This window comes from Duganella sp. Dugasp56, assembly GCF_047304105.1.
Classification (GTDB): domain Bacteria; phylum Pseudomonadota; class Gammaproteobacteria; order Burkholderiales; family Burkholderiaceae_D; genus Rugamonas; species Rugamonas hordei.
Genome location: NZ_JBGLYQ010000048.1, coordinates 15,522 through 29,717, shown reverse-complemented (window position 1 = coordinate 29,717; position 14,196 = coordinate 15,522). Strand labels below are relative to the sequence as shown.

The 14,196-nt window shown below is 65.7% G+C and carries 11 protein-coding genes; 4 read left to right on the top strand and 7 right to left on the bottom strand.

All coding sequences use genetic code 11. The annotated features are described in order from the left end of the window. Window positions 1-46: 46 nt before the first annotated feature. The 3 genes from ACCD07_RS26585 to ACCD07_RS26575 all read right to left on the bottom strand — a co-directional run bounded on the left by ACCD07_RS26585 (window position 47) and on the right by ACCD07_RS26575 (window position 4,725). Window positions 47-640: a PEP-CTERM sorting domain-containing protein gene (locus tag ACCD07_RS26585; RefSeq protein WP_413449076.1), complete on the bottom strand. Its 594-nt coding sequence runs from the start codon at window positions 638-640 to the stop codon at window positions 47-49. Window positions 641-667: 27 nt separating this feature from the next. Beyond that, the gene (locus ACCD07_RS26580; RefSeq protein ID WP_413449075.1) at window positions 668-3,175 is read right to left on the bottom strand and encodes a cellulose binding domain-containing protein; all 2,508 of its coding nucleotides are present in this window, start codon (window positions 3,173-3,175) and stop codon (window positions 668-670) included. A gap of 203 nt (window positions 3,176-3,378) precedes the next feature. Next, window positions 3,379-4,725 carry an alpha-L-fucosidase gene (locus tag ACCD07_RS26575; RefSeq protein ID WP_413449074.1) on the bottom strand — a complete coding sequence of 449 codons (1,347 nt, stop codon included), beginning with the start codon at window positions 4,723-4,725 and terminating at the stop codon, window positions 3,379-3,381. Window positions 4,726-4,937: 212 nt separating this feature from the next. Between ACCD07_RS26575 and ACCD07_RS26570 the strand changes: the two genes are divergently transcribed. From ACCD07_RS26570 to ACCD07_RS26560, 3 genes are all read left to right on the top strand, one after another. Further along, entirely contained in the window at window positions 4,938-6,608 is a 1,671-nt protein-coding gene (locus ACCD07_RS26570; RefSeq protein WP_413449073.1) for an alpha-L-fucosidase, read from the top strand. A 3-nt stretch (window positions 6,609-6,611) separates the two neighbouring features. Next, window positions 6,612-7,517: an alpha/beta hydrolase gene (locus ACCD07_RS26565; RefSeq protein ID WP_176650898.1), complete on the top strand. Its 906-nt coding sequence runs from the start codon at window positions 6,612-6,614 to the stop codon at window positions 7,515-7,517. Window positions 7,518-7,641: 124 nt separating this feature from the next. Next, the gene (locus ACCD07_RS26560; protein WP_413449072.1) at window positions 7,642-8,706 is read left to right on the top strand and encodes an ABC transporter substrate-binding protein; all 1,065 of its coding nucleotides are present in this window, start codon (window positions 7,642-7,644) and stop codon (window positions 8,704-8,706) included. A 28-nt stretch (window positions 8,707-8,734) separates the two neighbouring features. On the opposite strand, the gene ACCD07_RS26555 is transcribed toward ACCD07_RS26560, so the two are convergent. The 3 genes from ACCD07_RS26555 to yghU form a co-directional block, all read right to left on the bottom strand. Further along, window positions 8,735-10,618 carry a glycoside hydrolase family 97 catalytic domain-containing protein gene (locus tag ACCD07_RS26555; RefSeq protein WP_413449071.1) on the bottom strand — a complete coding sequence of 628 codons (1,884 nt, stop codon included), beginning with the start codon at window positions 10,616-10,618 and terminating at the stop codon, window positions 8,735-8,737. 316 nt (window positions 10,619-10,934) lie between these two features. Further along, window positions 10,935-11,831, bottom strand: a complete 897-nt coding sequence (locus tag ACCD07_RS26550) for a hypothetical protein (protein ID WP_176650895.1) — start codon at window positions 11,829-11,831, stop codon at window positions 10,935-10,937. Window positions 11,832-11,921: 90 nt separating this feature from the next. Next, the gene (gene yghU, locus ACCD07_RS26545) at window positions 11,922-12,764 is read right to left on the bottom strand and encodes a glutathione-dependent disulfide-bond oxidoreductase (RefSeq protein ID WP_413449070.1); all 843 of its coding nucleotides are present in this window, start codon (window positions 12,762-12,764) and stop codon (window positions 11,922-11,924) included. A 147-nt stretch (window positions 12,765-12,911) separates the two neighbouring features. Between yghU and ACCD07_RS26540 the strand changes: the two genes are divergently transcribed. Further along, window positions 12,912-13,295: a TraR/DksA family transcriptional regulator gene (locus tag ACCD07_RS26540; RefSeq protein WP_176650893.1), complete on the top strand. Its 384-nt coding sequence runs from the start codon at window positions 12,912-12,914 to the stop codon at window positions 13,293-13,295. Between the two features lie 21 nt (window positions 13,296-13,316). On the opposite strand, the gene fnr is transcribed toward ACCD07_RS26540, so the two are convergent. Further along, complete coding sequence (gene fnr / locus ACCD07_RS26535; protein WP_176650892.1) at window positions 13,317-14,120, bottom strand: fumarate/nitrate reduction transcriptional regulator Fnr; 804 nt, start codon at window positions 14,118-14,120, stop codon at window positions 13,317-13,319. Window positions 14,121-14,196: the final 76 nt, after the last annotated feature.

Genomic DNA, 14,196 nt, shown 5'->3' with positions numbered 1-14,196 from the left:
GCCGCGCTGTGGCGCGGCCCCCGCTACAGCCTTGGTCGCCGGCCGCTTAGCGGCGGCGCGACCGGCGTCGGCCGGCGCCCAGCATCAACAGGCCGGCCCCCAGCATCAGCGCCGTGCCGGGCTCCGGCACCGGCGCGGCGGCCGCGGTGCTGAAGTCGTCCATCACATACCAGCCGCTGTCGCGCGAGACGCTCAGGCGCGACACGTTGTCGAAGCCGCCGGCCACCCACACATAGCTGGCGCCGATGGCGACGTTGCCGGTGCTGCCGATGACGTGGTTGGAGGCGTCGTAGGCGGTGACGTTGACCCAGCTGGCCTTGTCGTCCACGCCCTGCGGCGCGGCGAACCAGGCGCCGGTGAATTTGAACGCGGTGGCGCTGCTGATGTCGACCGCGTCGGCGCCGAAGCCGTTGACGGCGTAGTTGGTGCCGGAGTGCGCGCCGTTGGCGTAGCCGTCGATGCCGGTGTCGCCGGCGTACCAGTCTGCGCTCCAGTTCAGGCCGGCGTACGGGCTGATATCGCCCAGGCTGGCGAAGTCGCCGGCGGTGGCCAGGTCATCGAAATTGGCGACGCCGGCACGGGCCTGGGAGGCCAGCATCAGGCTGGCGCCGGCGATCAATGCGAACAGAGTTTTTTTCATGGGATTACCTTGTTGAATAAGAGGCGTTTATTTGCAGACGTCGCCGGTCACGGCCGGTATCGCGGTGAAGTCCGGCCCATCCTGGCCGCCGACGACTATGCCGAACGTGACGGTCTGTCCCGGAGCGATGTCGTGGTTCCAGCCCACGTCGGAGGCCGAGTAGTTCGGCGCGCTGCCCGTCACCGCCCCGTTCCAGAACTGTTGCACCGACGAGTTGTCGCTGTAAGTCCAGTTCACCGTCCAGCCGGGTATGGTGGCCGACCCGGTGTTGGTGATGCGCACGTCGGCGATGTGGCCGCCCCACCAGCCGCTGGTCACGACGTACTTGCACTCGGCAGTGGGCGCCGGCTTCGCGTACACCTGCGGCACCACCTGGACGTCGCCGTCCGGGTCGATCCTGCCGTAGGCGCTGCCGCGGCCGTTGGTGCTCATGTAGACGGTGCCGTAGGTGTTCATGTCGCCGGTTACCCAGCCACTCAGCGAGCCGCCGTATTGATGGGCATCGTCGTTGATGCGGTCCCAATGGGCGCCCCGGTCGGTCGATCGCAACAAGCCGCGCGTGCCGCCTACCGCACCCCACATGTAGAGGGTTGGATAGCTGGCGTCCGGCGCCGCCTTGCCCAAGCCCATGGACCCGCAGGAATTGATGCCGCCCACGCTGGTGAAGGTGGCGCCCGAATCGGTCGAGTGGCTCAGACCCTTCGAGTCCAGGCACACCCACAGGTCGCCCTCGAGGCCGGGCGTGGTGCGCACCAGGCTCGATCCGCCGGTGGGCAGCTGGGCTTGGGGATTGAACGAGCTGCCGCCGTCGGTACTCACCAGCAGTTTGCCGCTGACGCGGTCGTAGACATAGAACTTGGCCGGGTTGGCCTTGTCGGCCACCGGCCGCGCGTTGTTCACGGCCAGGCCGGCCACCGGCGTCCAGTTGGCGCCGAAATCGGTGGAGCGGTAGGTGGTGGTCGAATTTTCCGGGCTGTGCAGCAGCACGAAACCGTCAGCCGACAGCGCCAGGTTGCCGCGCGAGCCATTCATGGACGGCGCCTGCTCCCAGCTCACCCCCATGTTGGTCGAGGTGTACAGCAAATTGCCCACCCGCGCCATCACGTGCGTAGCCTGCGCGGCCACGGCCAGGCCGGTGGTGGAACCCATCGACGGCGTGTGGCGCGGGCCGTACTGGGCCGGATCGGTGCTGATGAAGCCGTCGTAGTCGCCGACCACAGTCACCAGCGGGCCGCCCGGAATGCTCTCGGCTTCGTACACGCCGGTCTCTTCCATGCCATGCACGTCGAACTTCCAGCTGCTGGTGGGCGCGTCGATGTCGCTGGTCTTGAACAGGCCGTTGCCGGATATCACCCAAGCGGACTTCGTATCGAACGGGTCGAACTCGATCGCGCCGGCCCAGTGGATCGACGAGGTGCGGACCCAGTCGATGCCGTTCGGGTCGATCGTCATGCCGCGTGCCATCAGGTCGGTCCAGCTGCGGCCGGCGTCCAGCGAGGTGAAGATGCGGTCGCCGTAGGTGGCCGGCTCGCGCTGCTGCAGCCAATAGGTGTTGATGGTCGAGGCGACCAGGCGCTTGGGATTGCCCGGGTCGACGCTGATGCCGCCGAACGGCTGGCTGATGCCGGCCGGCGTGACGTTGGTCCAGGCGCCGCCGACGGTGTTGTACTCCCAGACCTGGCCCGTGCTCATCGGTTCGTTGGCCACGCTGGACGAGCCGTGCGGTCCCGCGCCGTTGGCATAGGTCAGGTACAGGCGGCCCTTGGACGTGATCGCCGCGCGCTGCGGCATCAGGCCGCTTGGCGCGCCCGCGACCGGGGCGAACGTGGCGCCGCCGTCCTTGCTGAAATACAGGTTCGGTCCCACCGAGCCGTAACGCGACACGCCGACGAAGATGCGCTTGGCCGTGCCCTGGCTGACGCTGGCCGGATCGAGCAGCACGAAGCCGATGCCGTTGCCGTTGGGCGTGTCATTCACGTTCAGCCCGTTTACCCGGCTCCAGGTCGCGCCCGAATCGACGCTCTTGAACAGGCCGTTGCTGCGGGTGCCCACGAACAGCACGTTGCTGGAACCCGGGTCGACCTGCAGCCGTTCGCCATTCTGACGGCCCATGCCGTTGCCGTGCGCCTTGAACTGGGCCGTCACGTCGGTCACCTGGAAGTGCTTGCCATAGTCGGTCGAGCGCATGATCACGGTCTTGCCGCCGCTGAAGTAGCTGGTGCCGGCCAGCATGTACACGATGGCCGCGTTGCGCGGGTCGACCGCCAGCGACTCCACGCCCATCAGGCCGGTATCGCTCTCGCTGAGCCAGTCCGTCAGCGCTATCCAGCGGCCGGTCTGGCCATCCCAGCGGTAGGAGCCGCCCACGTCGGTACGAGCATACACAATGCCGCGCTCGCTCTTGCTGGGTACGACGCCGCTGACGAAGCCGCCGCTGCCCATGGCAACGTTGTCCCAGTGATAGGTCTCGGCCGCGGCGCCGAACGCCATCAGCAAGCCGGCCGTCAGGCAGGTCATGTTTTTCTTCAACTGCATCTTGCGTTCCCCCAGTGATTTATCAGGATTGCCGTCCCGGCAATCAGCCATGTGCGTCGCGGTCTACGCCGCGACGAGGTCGATTTCAAGGCTGAAGCCATGGTCCATACTTCCTGACCTGATTTCAATACTAAATTGCTCAACGCAACAGATGAAATTGATCAAATCGGGTACGCGACGCCGGGCCTAGGGCCGCCCGACGCTTACTTCGGCACAGGCAGCGGCCGGATCGCGGCGGCGGGCGAATCCAGTTGCAAGGCGATGATGGTGTCGATGTCGTTGCGCGCGGACGGCGGCACGGACAGCTCGATGCCCTGCCCCGTCTGCGTGAACCGCACGTCGCCGCCGGTCAGTACCGACGCGCGCACGATCCTGGCCGGAATCGCCGGCAAGGCCAGCTTGTCCTGCTGCCATTTCAGCACGTGGACATAGATGGTCCGGTCGCGATGGGTCGAGGCGCCATACTCGCCCGGCAGGAAGGGGCCGCCGCGGGTGGCGTAGATGCTCTGGCCGTACTGTCCCAGCCAGGCGCCGATCTCGCGCAGGCGCGCCGCCTGCGTGGCATCGATCTGGCCGTCGGGATCGGGGCCCACGTTCAGCAGCAGGTTGCCGTCGCGCCCGGCTACATTGGCCAGCAACTGCAGGTAGTGCTTGAGCGGCTTGGGCTGCATATTGGGCTGGTAGCCCCACGCGCCGGCGATGGTGGTGCACAGCTCCCACGGGTGCTCGTTGTCGAAATCGCCCAGCGCGGCGTCGCCTTCGCGCGAACGGAAGTCAGGCGGCATGTCGGCGCGGCCGTTGATCAGCACTTGCGGCTGCAGGCGGCGCAGCGTGGAGTAGACCTGGTCGTGCTGCCAGCTGAAGCCACCCTGGTAGTGCTTGCCGTCGGGCCGCTTCTTCCATTCGGCGATGGTCCAGTCGCCGCTAAAGCTCAGCCAATCCGTTTCGCCGCCGTCGAACCACAGCACGTCGATCTTGCCGTAATTGGACAGCAGCTTCTCCACCTGGCGATGGTATTGCGCGCGCATCGCTTCCGCGCTTTCGCGCTGCAGGTCGGGGAAGAAGAAGCCGGGGAAACGCCAGTCCAGCGGCGAGTAATACAGTCCCACGCCCAATCCCGCCTGGCGCACCGCCTTCACATACTCGGCCACGAAATCGCGGTGCGCGGCGCTGTTCACGCTGGTGAAAGGGTTGGCGCCGTCGTCGAACAATGCGAAACCATCGTGATGCCGTGCCGTGAGCACGGTGTACTTCATGCCGGCGTCCTTGGCCAGCGCGGCCCAGGCCTGCGGATCGAAACGGGCCGGCTTGAACTGGTCGGCCAGCTTGGCGTATTGATTGACCGGGATCTGCTCGCCCCATTGCACCCACTCGCCGCGGCCTGGTATCGAGTACAGTCCCCAGTGGATGAACATGCCGAAACGGGCTTCGCGCCACCACTGGACGCGGGCGGCCGATTCGTCGCCTGCCGTGGCCTGGCCGGGCACCATGGCCGCAGCGCACAGCAAGCCCGCCACCATGGCGCTGACGCGTCGCACAGTCCGTTGCATCGTCGTCTTCAAATTCTTTTCCTCTCCTGGTTCAATACAAGACCTTGGGGTCGTTTGCCGGCTCAATATAAATAGCAGGAAATACAAATGCAAGCCGGGCTTCCCGGGATTTCCCGTTTTACGAAATTTTGCCCCACACGTTATTCAATTTCGTAACTGCGGCGGACCGCTTCGGCAACATAATCCAACTATCGCATTCTGGAGACGACACAATGAAAAGACGACAATTACTGAAACACATGGGCGCCGCCATTCCCGCCATCGCGCTGTCCCGCCTGGCCTACGCCGCCGAGGCGGTCGCGCCGGCGGGGACGGCGAGCATCGCCCCCGGCCCGTTCGCGCCGAACTGGGATTCGCTGGCGAACTACAAAACCCCGGACTGGTTCCGCAACGCCAAGTTCGGCATCTGGGCGCACTGGGGCCCGCAATGCGAGCCGGAGTTCGGCGACTGGTATGGCCGCCTGATGTACGAGGAAGGCAGCGACGCCTACAAGCATCATTTGCAGAAGTACGGCCACCCGTCCCAGGTCGGCTTCAAGGACATCATTCACCAGTGGAAGGCGGAGCGCTGGGATCCGGACGCCCTGGTGGCCTTTTACAAGAAGGCCGGCGCCAAGTACTTCGTCGCGCTGGCCAACCACCATGACAACTTCGACCTGTACCGCAGCCGCTACCAGCCGGAGTGGAATTCGACCACAAACGGTCCCGGCAAGGACTTGATCGGCGGCTGGGCCAAGGCCGCGCGCGCCAACGGCCTGCGCTTCGGCGTCAGCGTGCACGCCGCGCACTCCTGGACCTGGTACGAGACCTCCCAGGGCGCCGACAAGAGCGGCCCCTACGCCGGCATCCCCTATGACGGCAATCTGACCCGGGCCGACGGCAAGGGCAAGTGGTGGGAGGGTATGGACCCGCAGGCCTTGTATGCGCAAGGCCACGCCCTGAGCAAGCGCGGCGGCGGCGACGGCGTGCAGGACCAGCAATGGCACTGGGGTGGCGGCGCGTCGATTCCCGACCAGGCCTATTGCGACAAGTTCTACAACCGCACCCGCGACCTGATCGATTCCTACGACCCGGACCTGGTGTATTACGACGATACCGTGCTGCCCTTGCACCCGGTCAGCGACGTCGGCCTGCGGCTGGCGGCGCACATGTACAACCGCAGCATCGCCACCAAGGGCAAGAACGAGGCTGTCGTCAACGGCAAGATCCTCAGCGCCGAACAGCGCCGCACCATGGTGTGGGACGTCGAGCGCGGCCAAAGCAACCAGATCGAGGCCCAGCCATGGCAGACCTGCACCTGCATCGGCAACTGGCACTACGACCGCGGCCTGTATGACCGCAAAGGTTACAAGAGCGCGCAGACGGTGGTGCACACGCTGATCGACGTGGTCAGCAAGAACGGCAACCTGCTGCTGAGCGTGCCGGTGCGCGGCAACGGCACCATCGACGAGCAGGAGCACGCCATCGTCGAGGAAATCGGTCGCTGGATCGCCCGCAACGGTGAAGGCATCTACGACACCCGGCCGTGGGCGGTGTTCGGCGAGGGGCCGGTGATGCAGGACAGCCCGGCAATGTCGGGCCCGGGCTTCAACGAGGGCAAGAGCAAACCGTTCTCGGCGGCGGACATCCGCTTCACCGCCAAGGGCGAGCAGGTGTATGCCTTCGTCATGGGCTGGCCGGCGGCCGGCACGGTGTCGATCGCGTCCATGCGCAGCGATAGCCCGCACTTGAAGCGGCGCGTGACGCGGGTCGAACTGCTCGGGTCCGGCCGCCAGCTGGCGTTCCGGCAGACCGCGGACGGCTTGCAGGTGACCCTGCCGGCCGACGCGCCGGCGCTGGCCTACGCCAACGCGCTGAAGATCAGCTTTGCGCGCGCGAGCTGAGCTGTGCGAAGAACCCTACTCGCCCTGCTGCTGCTGACCGCCGCCCTGGCCCAGGCCCAGACCAAGGTGCTGACGCTCTGGCCCGAAGGCGTGCCCAACGCCAGGACCGCGCCCGGGCCGGAGCGCCTGGATGACGAGCGCGTCAGCAACGTCAGCCAGCCCACGCTGACGGTGTACCCGGCCGCCTACGACCGCGCCAGCAAGACCGCGGTGGTCATCTGCCCGGGCGGCGGCTACACCTTCCTGTCCAACACCCGCGAGGGGCAGCAGTACGCGCAATGGCTGTCGAGCCTGGGCGTGACGGCCTTCGTGCTGAAGTACCGCCTGTCCGACTACGGCCATCCGGCGCCGTTGCAGGACGTGCTGCGGGCGATCCGCCTGGTGCGTTCCCACGCGGCCGAGTACGGCGTCGCGCCGGACCGCATCGGCGTCATGGGCAGCTCGGCCGGAGGCCACCTGGCCGCCAGCGCCGCCACCCTGTACAACGATCCGGCCGGGCGCACCGGCACGGCGCTGGACGCGGTCAGCGCACGCCCCGATTTCGCGCTGCTGATGTATCCGGTCATCACGATGGAAGCGCCGGCCGCGCACGCCGGCTCGCGCGAGTCCCTGCTGGGCAAGGCGCCGTCGCCCGAGCTGGTGCGGCTGATGTCGGTCGAGCGGCAGGTCACCGCCAACACCCCGCCCACGCTGCTGATCCATTCGCAGGACGACGGCCTGGTGCCGGTCGAGAACAGCATCCTGTTTTACCAGGCTCTGACCAGGGCCCACGTGCCGGCCGAAATGTATTTGTTCGAGCACGGCGGCCACGGCATGGGCATGCGCCTTGGCCAGGGCACGGCGTCGGACTGGCCCCGTCGCGCCGAGGAATGGCTGCGCGGGCGCCGGCTGATCGGCCGCCAAGACTAAATCCCTGCCATCGGAGTCAAAAAGCGAAGGATGTCGTTAAATACTTGATCCGCATCACTACCAGGTGTAAAACGTAAAGAGCCGCACATACGTTCGTTAGCCAAGGTTGCAATGAGGATAGATTATGAGCGATCGCCGCAGCAGCATTGCGTTGCTTTTACTATCGACATTCCTGAGCTCATCGGCACCTTGCGGCTCCCCCGCTGTTGCTGCTGGAGCCGTGCCTGCCAAGCGATTGCTGGTGATCGACACGCAAAAGACCGAGCCGTATATAACCATCACCGGCGCCATGCTCGATGCGCTCGCGGCCCACGGCTTCGTGCCGGGACGTAACCTCGAGGTCGAGCGCTACTCGCTGTCTCAATTCGAGGGCGCCGCCACGCACATCTGGGAACTAAAGCATGGCGCGAGCTTCGACGTGGTCTACATCGCCGGCACGATCGCGGCCAAGGCATTTGCAAAAATCGCGGCGGATCAGCCAAACAGCCGGTTTGTCTTCGCGTCGGTCACCGATCCGGTCGGACTGGGACTGATCAGCGGCTTCGGCACCGCGCCTGCCGGCAACGTCACCGGCGTTTCCTTTCCGGTGCCGGTCAAGCAGCGTCTGCGATTCATCCGGCGCGTCATGCCGCGCGCCCGGACCATAGGCCTGATCTACGGCGATATGCCGCAATCGCTCAGCTACCGCGCCTGGCTGGAACAGCTGCTGGCCAGCGACCCCGAGTTCAAGGACTTGAAGATCATTTACCGCAGCGTCAAATTCGTCAGGGGCGACAACGGCACCCAACGCATGGCCATGCAAACGGTGCCGCTGATCGAGGAGCTGAATTCCCAGGTCGACCTGTTTCTGGCGCCGAACGACCAAATGGGGATCAATCCGGAGTTCGCGCGCACGATGGCGAAATATGCGGACAAACCCCTGGTCGGCATCATAGAACCGGACGCGCGCGATGGCTGGGGGGCGGCCATGAACATCTACCCATCGCTGCCGGGCATGGGGCAGCAAGCCGGAAAAATGGTTGCGCGCCTGCTCGCCGGCGAGGCCATCGCCGCCATTCCGTCCGAGACTCCGGCAAAGATAGGCGTGGCGTTCGACTTCAAGCTGATCAAGCGCTTCGGGATTACCGTTCCCGCCGATCTGGCCGCAGCCGCGAGAACCTCCGCTCCGGCCAGCGATCCATCCCGCTGAGCCAGCGGAGGTTCCGGCCCAAGCGCTGCTACAGGCGTTCCAGGATCACCGCAGCGCCGCCGGCGGGGGCCAGCGTCAACTCCAGCACGTCGGCCGGACCGACCTCGCGCTCCACCCGCCGCAGCTCATTGGGCGTGGCGCCGTCTTCCCAGATCGTGGCGCGATATTTGCCGGGCGCCAGGAAGCGCAGCGGCACGCGCTCGGTGGCGCCGGCCGGCTCCTCGGCCCGCATCGCACCGACGTACCAGCTGCTGCCCTGGCGTCGCGCCATCACGATGTCGCGCCCCGGCTCGCCGGACAGGAAGCGCGTCTCGTCCCAGGCCGCCGGCACGCGCTTGACGAAATCGAAACCGGCCGCGTCCTTGTAGGCCTCGGGCGCGTCGGACACCATCTGCAGCGGGCTGTCGTAGACCACGTACATGGCCAGCGCCTGGCCCCGCGTGGTCTGCGTCAGCGGCAGCACGTCCTGCACCTTGAAGCTGGCCGGGGTGCCGTTGCGGAAGCCGCCCGGCGTGTAGTCCATCGGGCCGGCCAGCATGCGCGTGTACGGCAGCATCAGGTTGTGGCGCGGCGTGACGCTGCTGTTCAACTTGTTCCATTCGGCGCCCAGCACGCCCTCCTGCGTGATGAAGTTCGGGTAGGTCCGCTGCAGGCCGGCCGGCACGTAGGCGCTGTGCAGGTCCACCAGCAATTTGCGCTCGGCGGTGGCGGCCGCGATGCGGTGGTAGAACGCGACCATGTCCTGGTCGTCGCGGTTCATGAAGTCGACCTTGATGCCCTTGACGCCCCAGCGCGCGTAGGTATCGAGCACCTGCTCCATGCGCGGCGCCACATGCTCCCAGTGGGCCCACAGCAGCAGTCCGACGCCCTTGGCGGCGGCGTAGCGCACCAGCTCCGGCATGTCGATGCCGTCGGCGGCGCGGGTGATGTCGGTGCCGGGCAGCGCGTTGCAGCAGCCGGGGCCGGAACCCCAGGCCCAGCCGGCGTCGATCAGGTAGTAGCGCAGGCCGGAGGCGGCGGCGAAATCGATGAAGCGGCGGTAGCTGTCCATGTCCGGCTTCATCCCCGCCACCGGGCCCGACCACCAGTCCCAGGCCGCCTTGCCCGGCTGCACCCAGCGGAAGTCGCCCGCCGGCTCCGGATTCAGGTTGCCGATCAGGTGTGAAGGGATCATGTCGCCGGCGCGGTCGCCCAGCATCACCACGCGCCAGGCCGTCGTCAGTCCGGCCTGCGACAGATACGCCGGCCCGGCCCGATCCGGTACCGCCGACAAGCGCAGCCGCAACGCGGCGCCCTCGCGCCACAGCGAGGCGCCGGTGTAGCCCGCCAGGTTGGCCTGGGTGATGGCGTACGAGGTGCGTCCCGACGGCGTGGCGCAGACCACCGGCACGTCATAGGCGACGCCTTCGCGCAGCGCCGACAGCTTGCTGCTCGCGAACGGTTTTTCGTGCGCGCCCTCCGCCTCGGACACCATGCACTCGGGATCGGCCGCCGGCACGAAGGCGGTACGCTCGCCGCGCAGGCGCACCGGCGCGGTATCTTCGATGCGGTAGCGGAAGGCGATGCCGTCGTCATAGGCGCGCACGTCGAGCAGCAGGCGCCGTGCCGCCGGCGCCCGTTCGCGGAACACCAGGGTGGTGCCGCTGTAACGATCGAGCGCGCTGGCGGCCTTGGTGGCGATCAGCGGTATGACGTGGTTGACCTTGACGTCCTCGCGCCGTTCCAGCTCCAGCGGACCGAAGCCGGGGGCGCCGTCCAGTTCGAGCCCCAGCGGCGACTCCGCGATCACGGTTTCGCCGCGGCGGACGATGGAAAACTGGCTGGCGTCGCGCGCGATGCGGATCACCGCGCTGCCGTCCGGCGAGGCCACCACGGCCGGTCCCGGGGCGGCTGTCGCGATCAACGGAGTCAACACGCACGCCGTCGCGACAATAGGTAAAAGTCGTCTCATTCTGCACTCTTATTTTGCGCACCGCCGGAATGGCGCTGTCGTCATTTCGGCCGCCATGCTATCACCGGGTTTTCGGCCTGGGTCGCGCAAGCGGGTGGTTGTGCAAAATTTTTGACGCGCTGGTGATTTTCATGCGTCGGCCCACCACGGCCGGCGCGACGCCCAGGTCAGGCGTACGTCACATGGTCAAAGGTGGTGACGCTCAACAAAGGACTGTTGTGGGAGACTGGACAGAATGGGTGTGGACCATGCATGCCGGAGAATAGAGCATGCGCGCTCATGCGTCGGCGTTGACGGCATCCCTTAACTGCCGTACCAGGATGTCGTAGCGTCCATGGCTGACCAATTCAGCCGCGCAGTTAGGCAGGCCGCCGCCATTCGGGCTGAAGGTTACGTCGGCATTATTCACGTTGTAATAGCGCAGCAGGGTAGTGGCGACCTGCGGATTGTTGGCCTGCAAAAACATGGCGTAAGTAGCCCCGGCCCCAGGCCCGCGCTCATCATGCAGCGTTACAGTGAACGGGGCGGTGATCTTTCCCTTGGTCAGAAACTGGACTTGCTGGTCGTCGTCATCACGTGCGCGGTAGAAGCCGACGCAGACGACATTGCCCAATGCAGCGGGCAAACGGGCCGGCAGCGTATCGTAGTATTCCATGATGGACTTCGCCGACCACCAGCAAATCCTGACATCGTCGGCCAGCCTGGTCACCAGTTTTTCGCGGATGCGCGCGTTGTGATCCTCGCCGAAGATGATGACCACAGGTTTGGGATGATACGGATTGGCGACGTCGTCGAGTTGAACACGGCGGACTATCTCGTCGGCGGTCTCGACATTGCGACTGTCATCGAACGATCCCACGCCGGCGTGGGTCGGCTCTTGCCACATATTGTCGGCCGGCTCGTTCAAGGTGCGTGCCAAAAATTGATTGGCTGGCCGAGGATCGTTCCAGATGCTGCGCTCGGTGATCAGGATAACGTCATTGTCGCCGACGAAGGCGAAACCGAGCTGATGATTGCGGCTTTTGTCGAACCGGCTCGCATGGGTCTCGCCGATAAAAATATAGCGGCGCGTGGCCATCTGCTTGGCATGGTTGATGCGGCTGGTGATCGCCGCGACTGCCGATGCGACATCCCATTGCACGGGTAGATCGATATTCTCCGTAACGGTCGCCAAATTCCCCTCCATTGTTTGCTTACCGGAACAAGGCTAGCACGTTCCGCCAATGCGAAAGATCACACTATGTAACAATCGATCCGTATTGCATCAATCCAGATCCGACGCATTGTGCCGCTCCAGCACCTGGTCTGCGGGGTTGCCGAATGTGCGATTGACCTTGCGGCCGCGGATGACGGCCGGACGCGCGGCGATCTCGTCGGCCCAACGCCGCACATGCCGGTACTCGTGCACCGACAGGAATTCGGCGGCGCTGTACAACTGCCCCAGCACCATGCCGCCGTACCACGGCCAGACCGCCATGTCGGCGATCGTGTACTCGTCGCCGGCGACGTAGCGGTGTTCGGCCAGTTGGCGGTCCAGCACGTCGAGCTGGCGCTTGGTTTCCATCGCGTAGCGGTCGATCGGATATTGCAGCTTTTCCGGCGCGTAGGCGAAAAAGTGGCCGAAGCCGCCGCCGACAAACGGCGCCGAACCCATCTGCCAGAACAGCCAGTTCAGGGTTTCGGTGCGCGCCGCCGTTTGCGTGGGCAGGAAGGCGCCGAACTTTTCCGCCAGATACATCAGGATGGAGCCTGACTCGAACACGCGCAGCGGCTGCGCGCCGCTGCGGTCGACCAGCGCCGGGATCTTGGAGTTGGGATTGACCGCCACGAAGCCGCTGGAGAACTGGGCGCCCTCGTTGATGCGGATCAGCCAGGCGTCGTATTCGGCGCCGCCATGGCCGAGCGCCAGCAGCTCTTCCAGCATGATGGTGACCTTCACGCCGTTGGGCGTGCCCAGCGAATACAGTTGCAGCGGATGCTTGCCGACCGGCAGTTCCTGTTCGTGGGTGGCGCCGGCGACCGGGCGGTTGATGTTGCCGAACGTGCCGCCCGACGATGCCGGCGCGACCCAGATCGCCGGCGGTACATACTTCGATGGATCCGTCATGCATCTCTCCTCACAGTGAGCGTGCAAGCTGCTGCTTGCGCGCGAAAAACCATTCTATCCGAAGCCGGCCCTTTTTGATTTGCATCAATCAAATTGCACGGGCAAGTCTCTACGATGGCTGTATTGAACAAGTGAATGGAGATCGACATGAGTCCCGACAGCGCCCACGTCATAGACGAGCTCAACAGCAGTCTGCTGCTGCGGCGCCGCGAACTGGCGCAGCAACTGCGCCAGCGCCTGCACCAGGCCGACGAGCAACAGCAGATGGCCCTGTTTAACAGCTACGCGATCGATGCCGACCAGGCCGAGGCGTGCCAGCTCAGCGACACCGACATCGCGCTGCTCAATCACGAATTGATGGAATTGCGCGCCGTCGACGAGGCGCTGGAGCGCGTGCGCGCGGGCAGCTACGGCACCTGCGTGCAGTGCGGCGCGGCCATCGCGGCGGCCCGTTTGCGGGCGGAACCCAGCGCCCAGATGTGCGTGGATTGCCAGACGGCGGTCGAACGGTCGGGACGCGCGCCGGGCTGAGCCGGCGGCAGGCTCACTGCCTCAGGCCACCGCCGGCGTGCGGCCGAGCGCCTTGGCGGCAACCTTGGTGCCGTCCTGATCGGCGCCGGTCGCCAGCGCCTCGAGGCTGGCGCGGTCGACGATGGTCAGGTCGCGCTTGTCGACGCGTATCCAGCCGTTGCTGCGAAAGCGCGACAGCAGCCGGCTGATGCTTTCGATGGTCAGGCCCAGGTAGTCGCCGATGTCCTCGCGCGACATGCGCAGCTGGTAGCTGTTGGGGGAGTAGCCGCGCGCCGCATAGCGCGTCGACAGATTCAGCAGGAACAGCGCGAAGCGCTGCTCGGCCCGCATATTGGCGAGAAACATCATCGCGTTTTGCTCGCGCATGATTTCCTGGCTCATGATGCGGTGGAAGTGCTGCAGCAGCTGCGGCACGTCGGCGAACAATTCCTGCAGGCGGGCGAACGGGATCTCGCACACTTCGCTGTCTTCCAGCGCCACCACGCCGCAACCGTGCTGGCCGGTGCCGATGGCGTCCATGCCCAGCAGCTCGCCGGCCATCTGGAAGCCGGTGATCTGCTGCTCGCCGCGGTGGTTGACGCGCGAGGTCTTGAAATGGCCGAAACGCACGGCGTACAGGTTGTTGAACGGCTGTTCCATGCGGCACAGGTTTTCGTCGCGTTCGACGCGGCGGCGGCGGCCGATGATCTTGTCGAGGCGGCTGACCTCGGCGTCGTTCAGCCCCACCGGCAGGCACAGGTTCTTCAAGCCGCACATCGCGCATTTGTTCTGGCTGCTGCTTACGGCACCGCCATTGTGTGTTGCCAGTTGGAGGTTGGTCGTCATGTTCGCTGCTCCCTGTTGTGATTTTCGCAGCATCTGAGCGTTGGCTGCGGTATGGAGACAGTATCGGCGATCGGCG

Coding starts and splice junctions, on each gene's coding strand:
- ACCD07_RS26585 (WP_413449076.1), bottom strand. CDS start 640: ATGAAAAAAACTCTGTTCGCATTGATCGCCGGCGCCAGCCTGATGCTG.
- ACCD07_RS26580 (WP_413449075.1), bottom strand. CDS start 3,175: ATGCAGTTGAAGAAAAACATGACCTGCCTGACGGCCGGCTTGCTGATG.
- ACCD07_RS26575 (WP_413449074.1), bottom strand. CDS start 4,725: ATGCAACGGACTGTGCGACGCGTCAGCGCCATGGTGGCGGGCTTGCTG.
- ACCD07_RS26570 (WP_413449073.1), top strand. CDS start 4,938: ATGAAAAGACGACAATTACTGAAACACATGGGCGCCGCCATTCCCGCC.
- ACCD07_RS26560 (WP_413449072.1), top strand. CDS start 7,642: ATGAGCGATCGCCGCAGCAGCATTGCGTTGCTTTTACTATCGACATTC.
- yghU (WP_413449070.1), bottom strand. CDS start 12,764: ATGACGGATCCATCGAAGTATGTACCGCCGGCGATCTGGGTCGCGCCG.
- ACCD07_RS26540 (WP_176650893.1), top strand. CDS start 12,912: ATGAGTCCCGACAGCGCCCACGTCATAGACGAGCTCAACAGCAGTCTG.
- fnr (WP_176650892.1), bottom strand. CDS start 14,120: ATGACGACCAACCTCCAACTGGCAACACACAATGGCGGTGCCGTAAGC.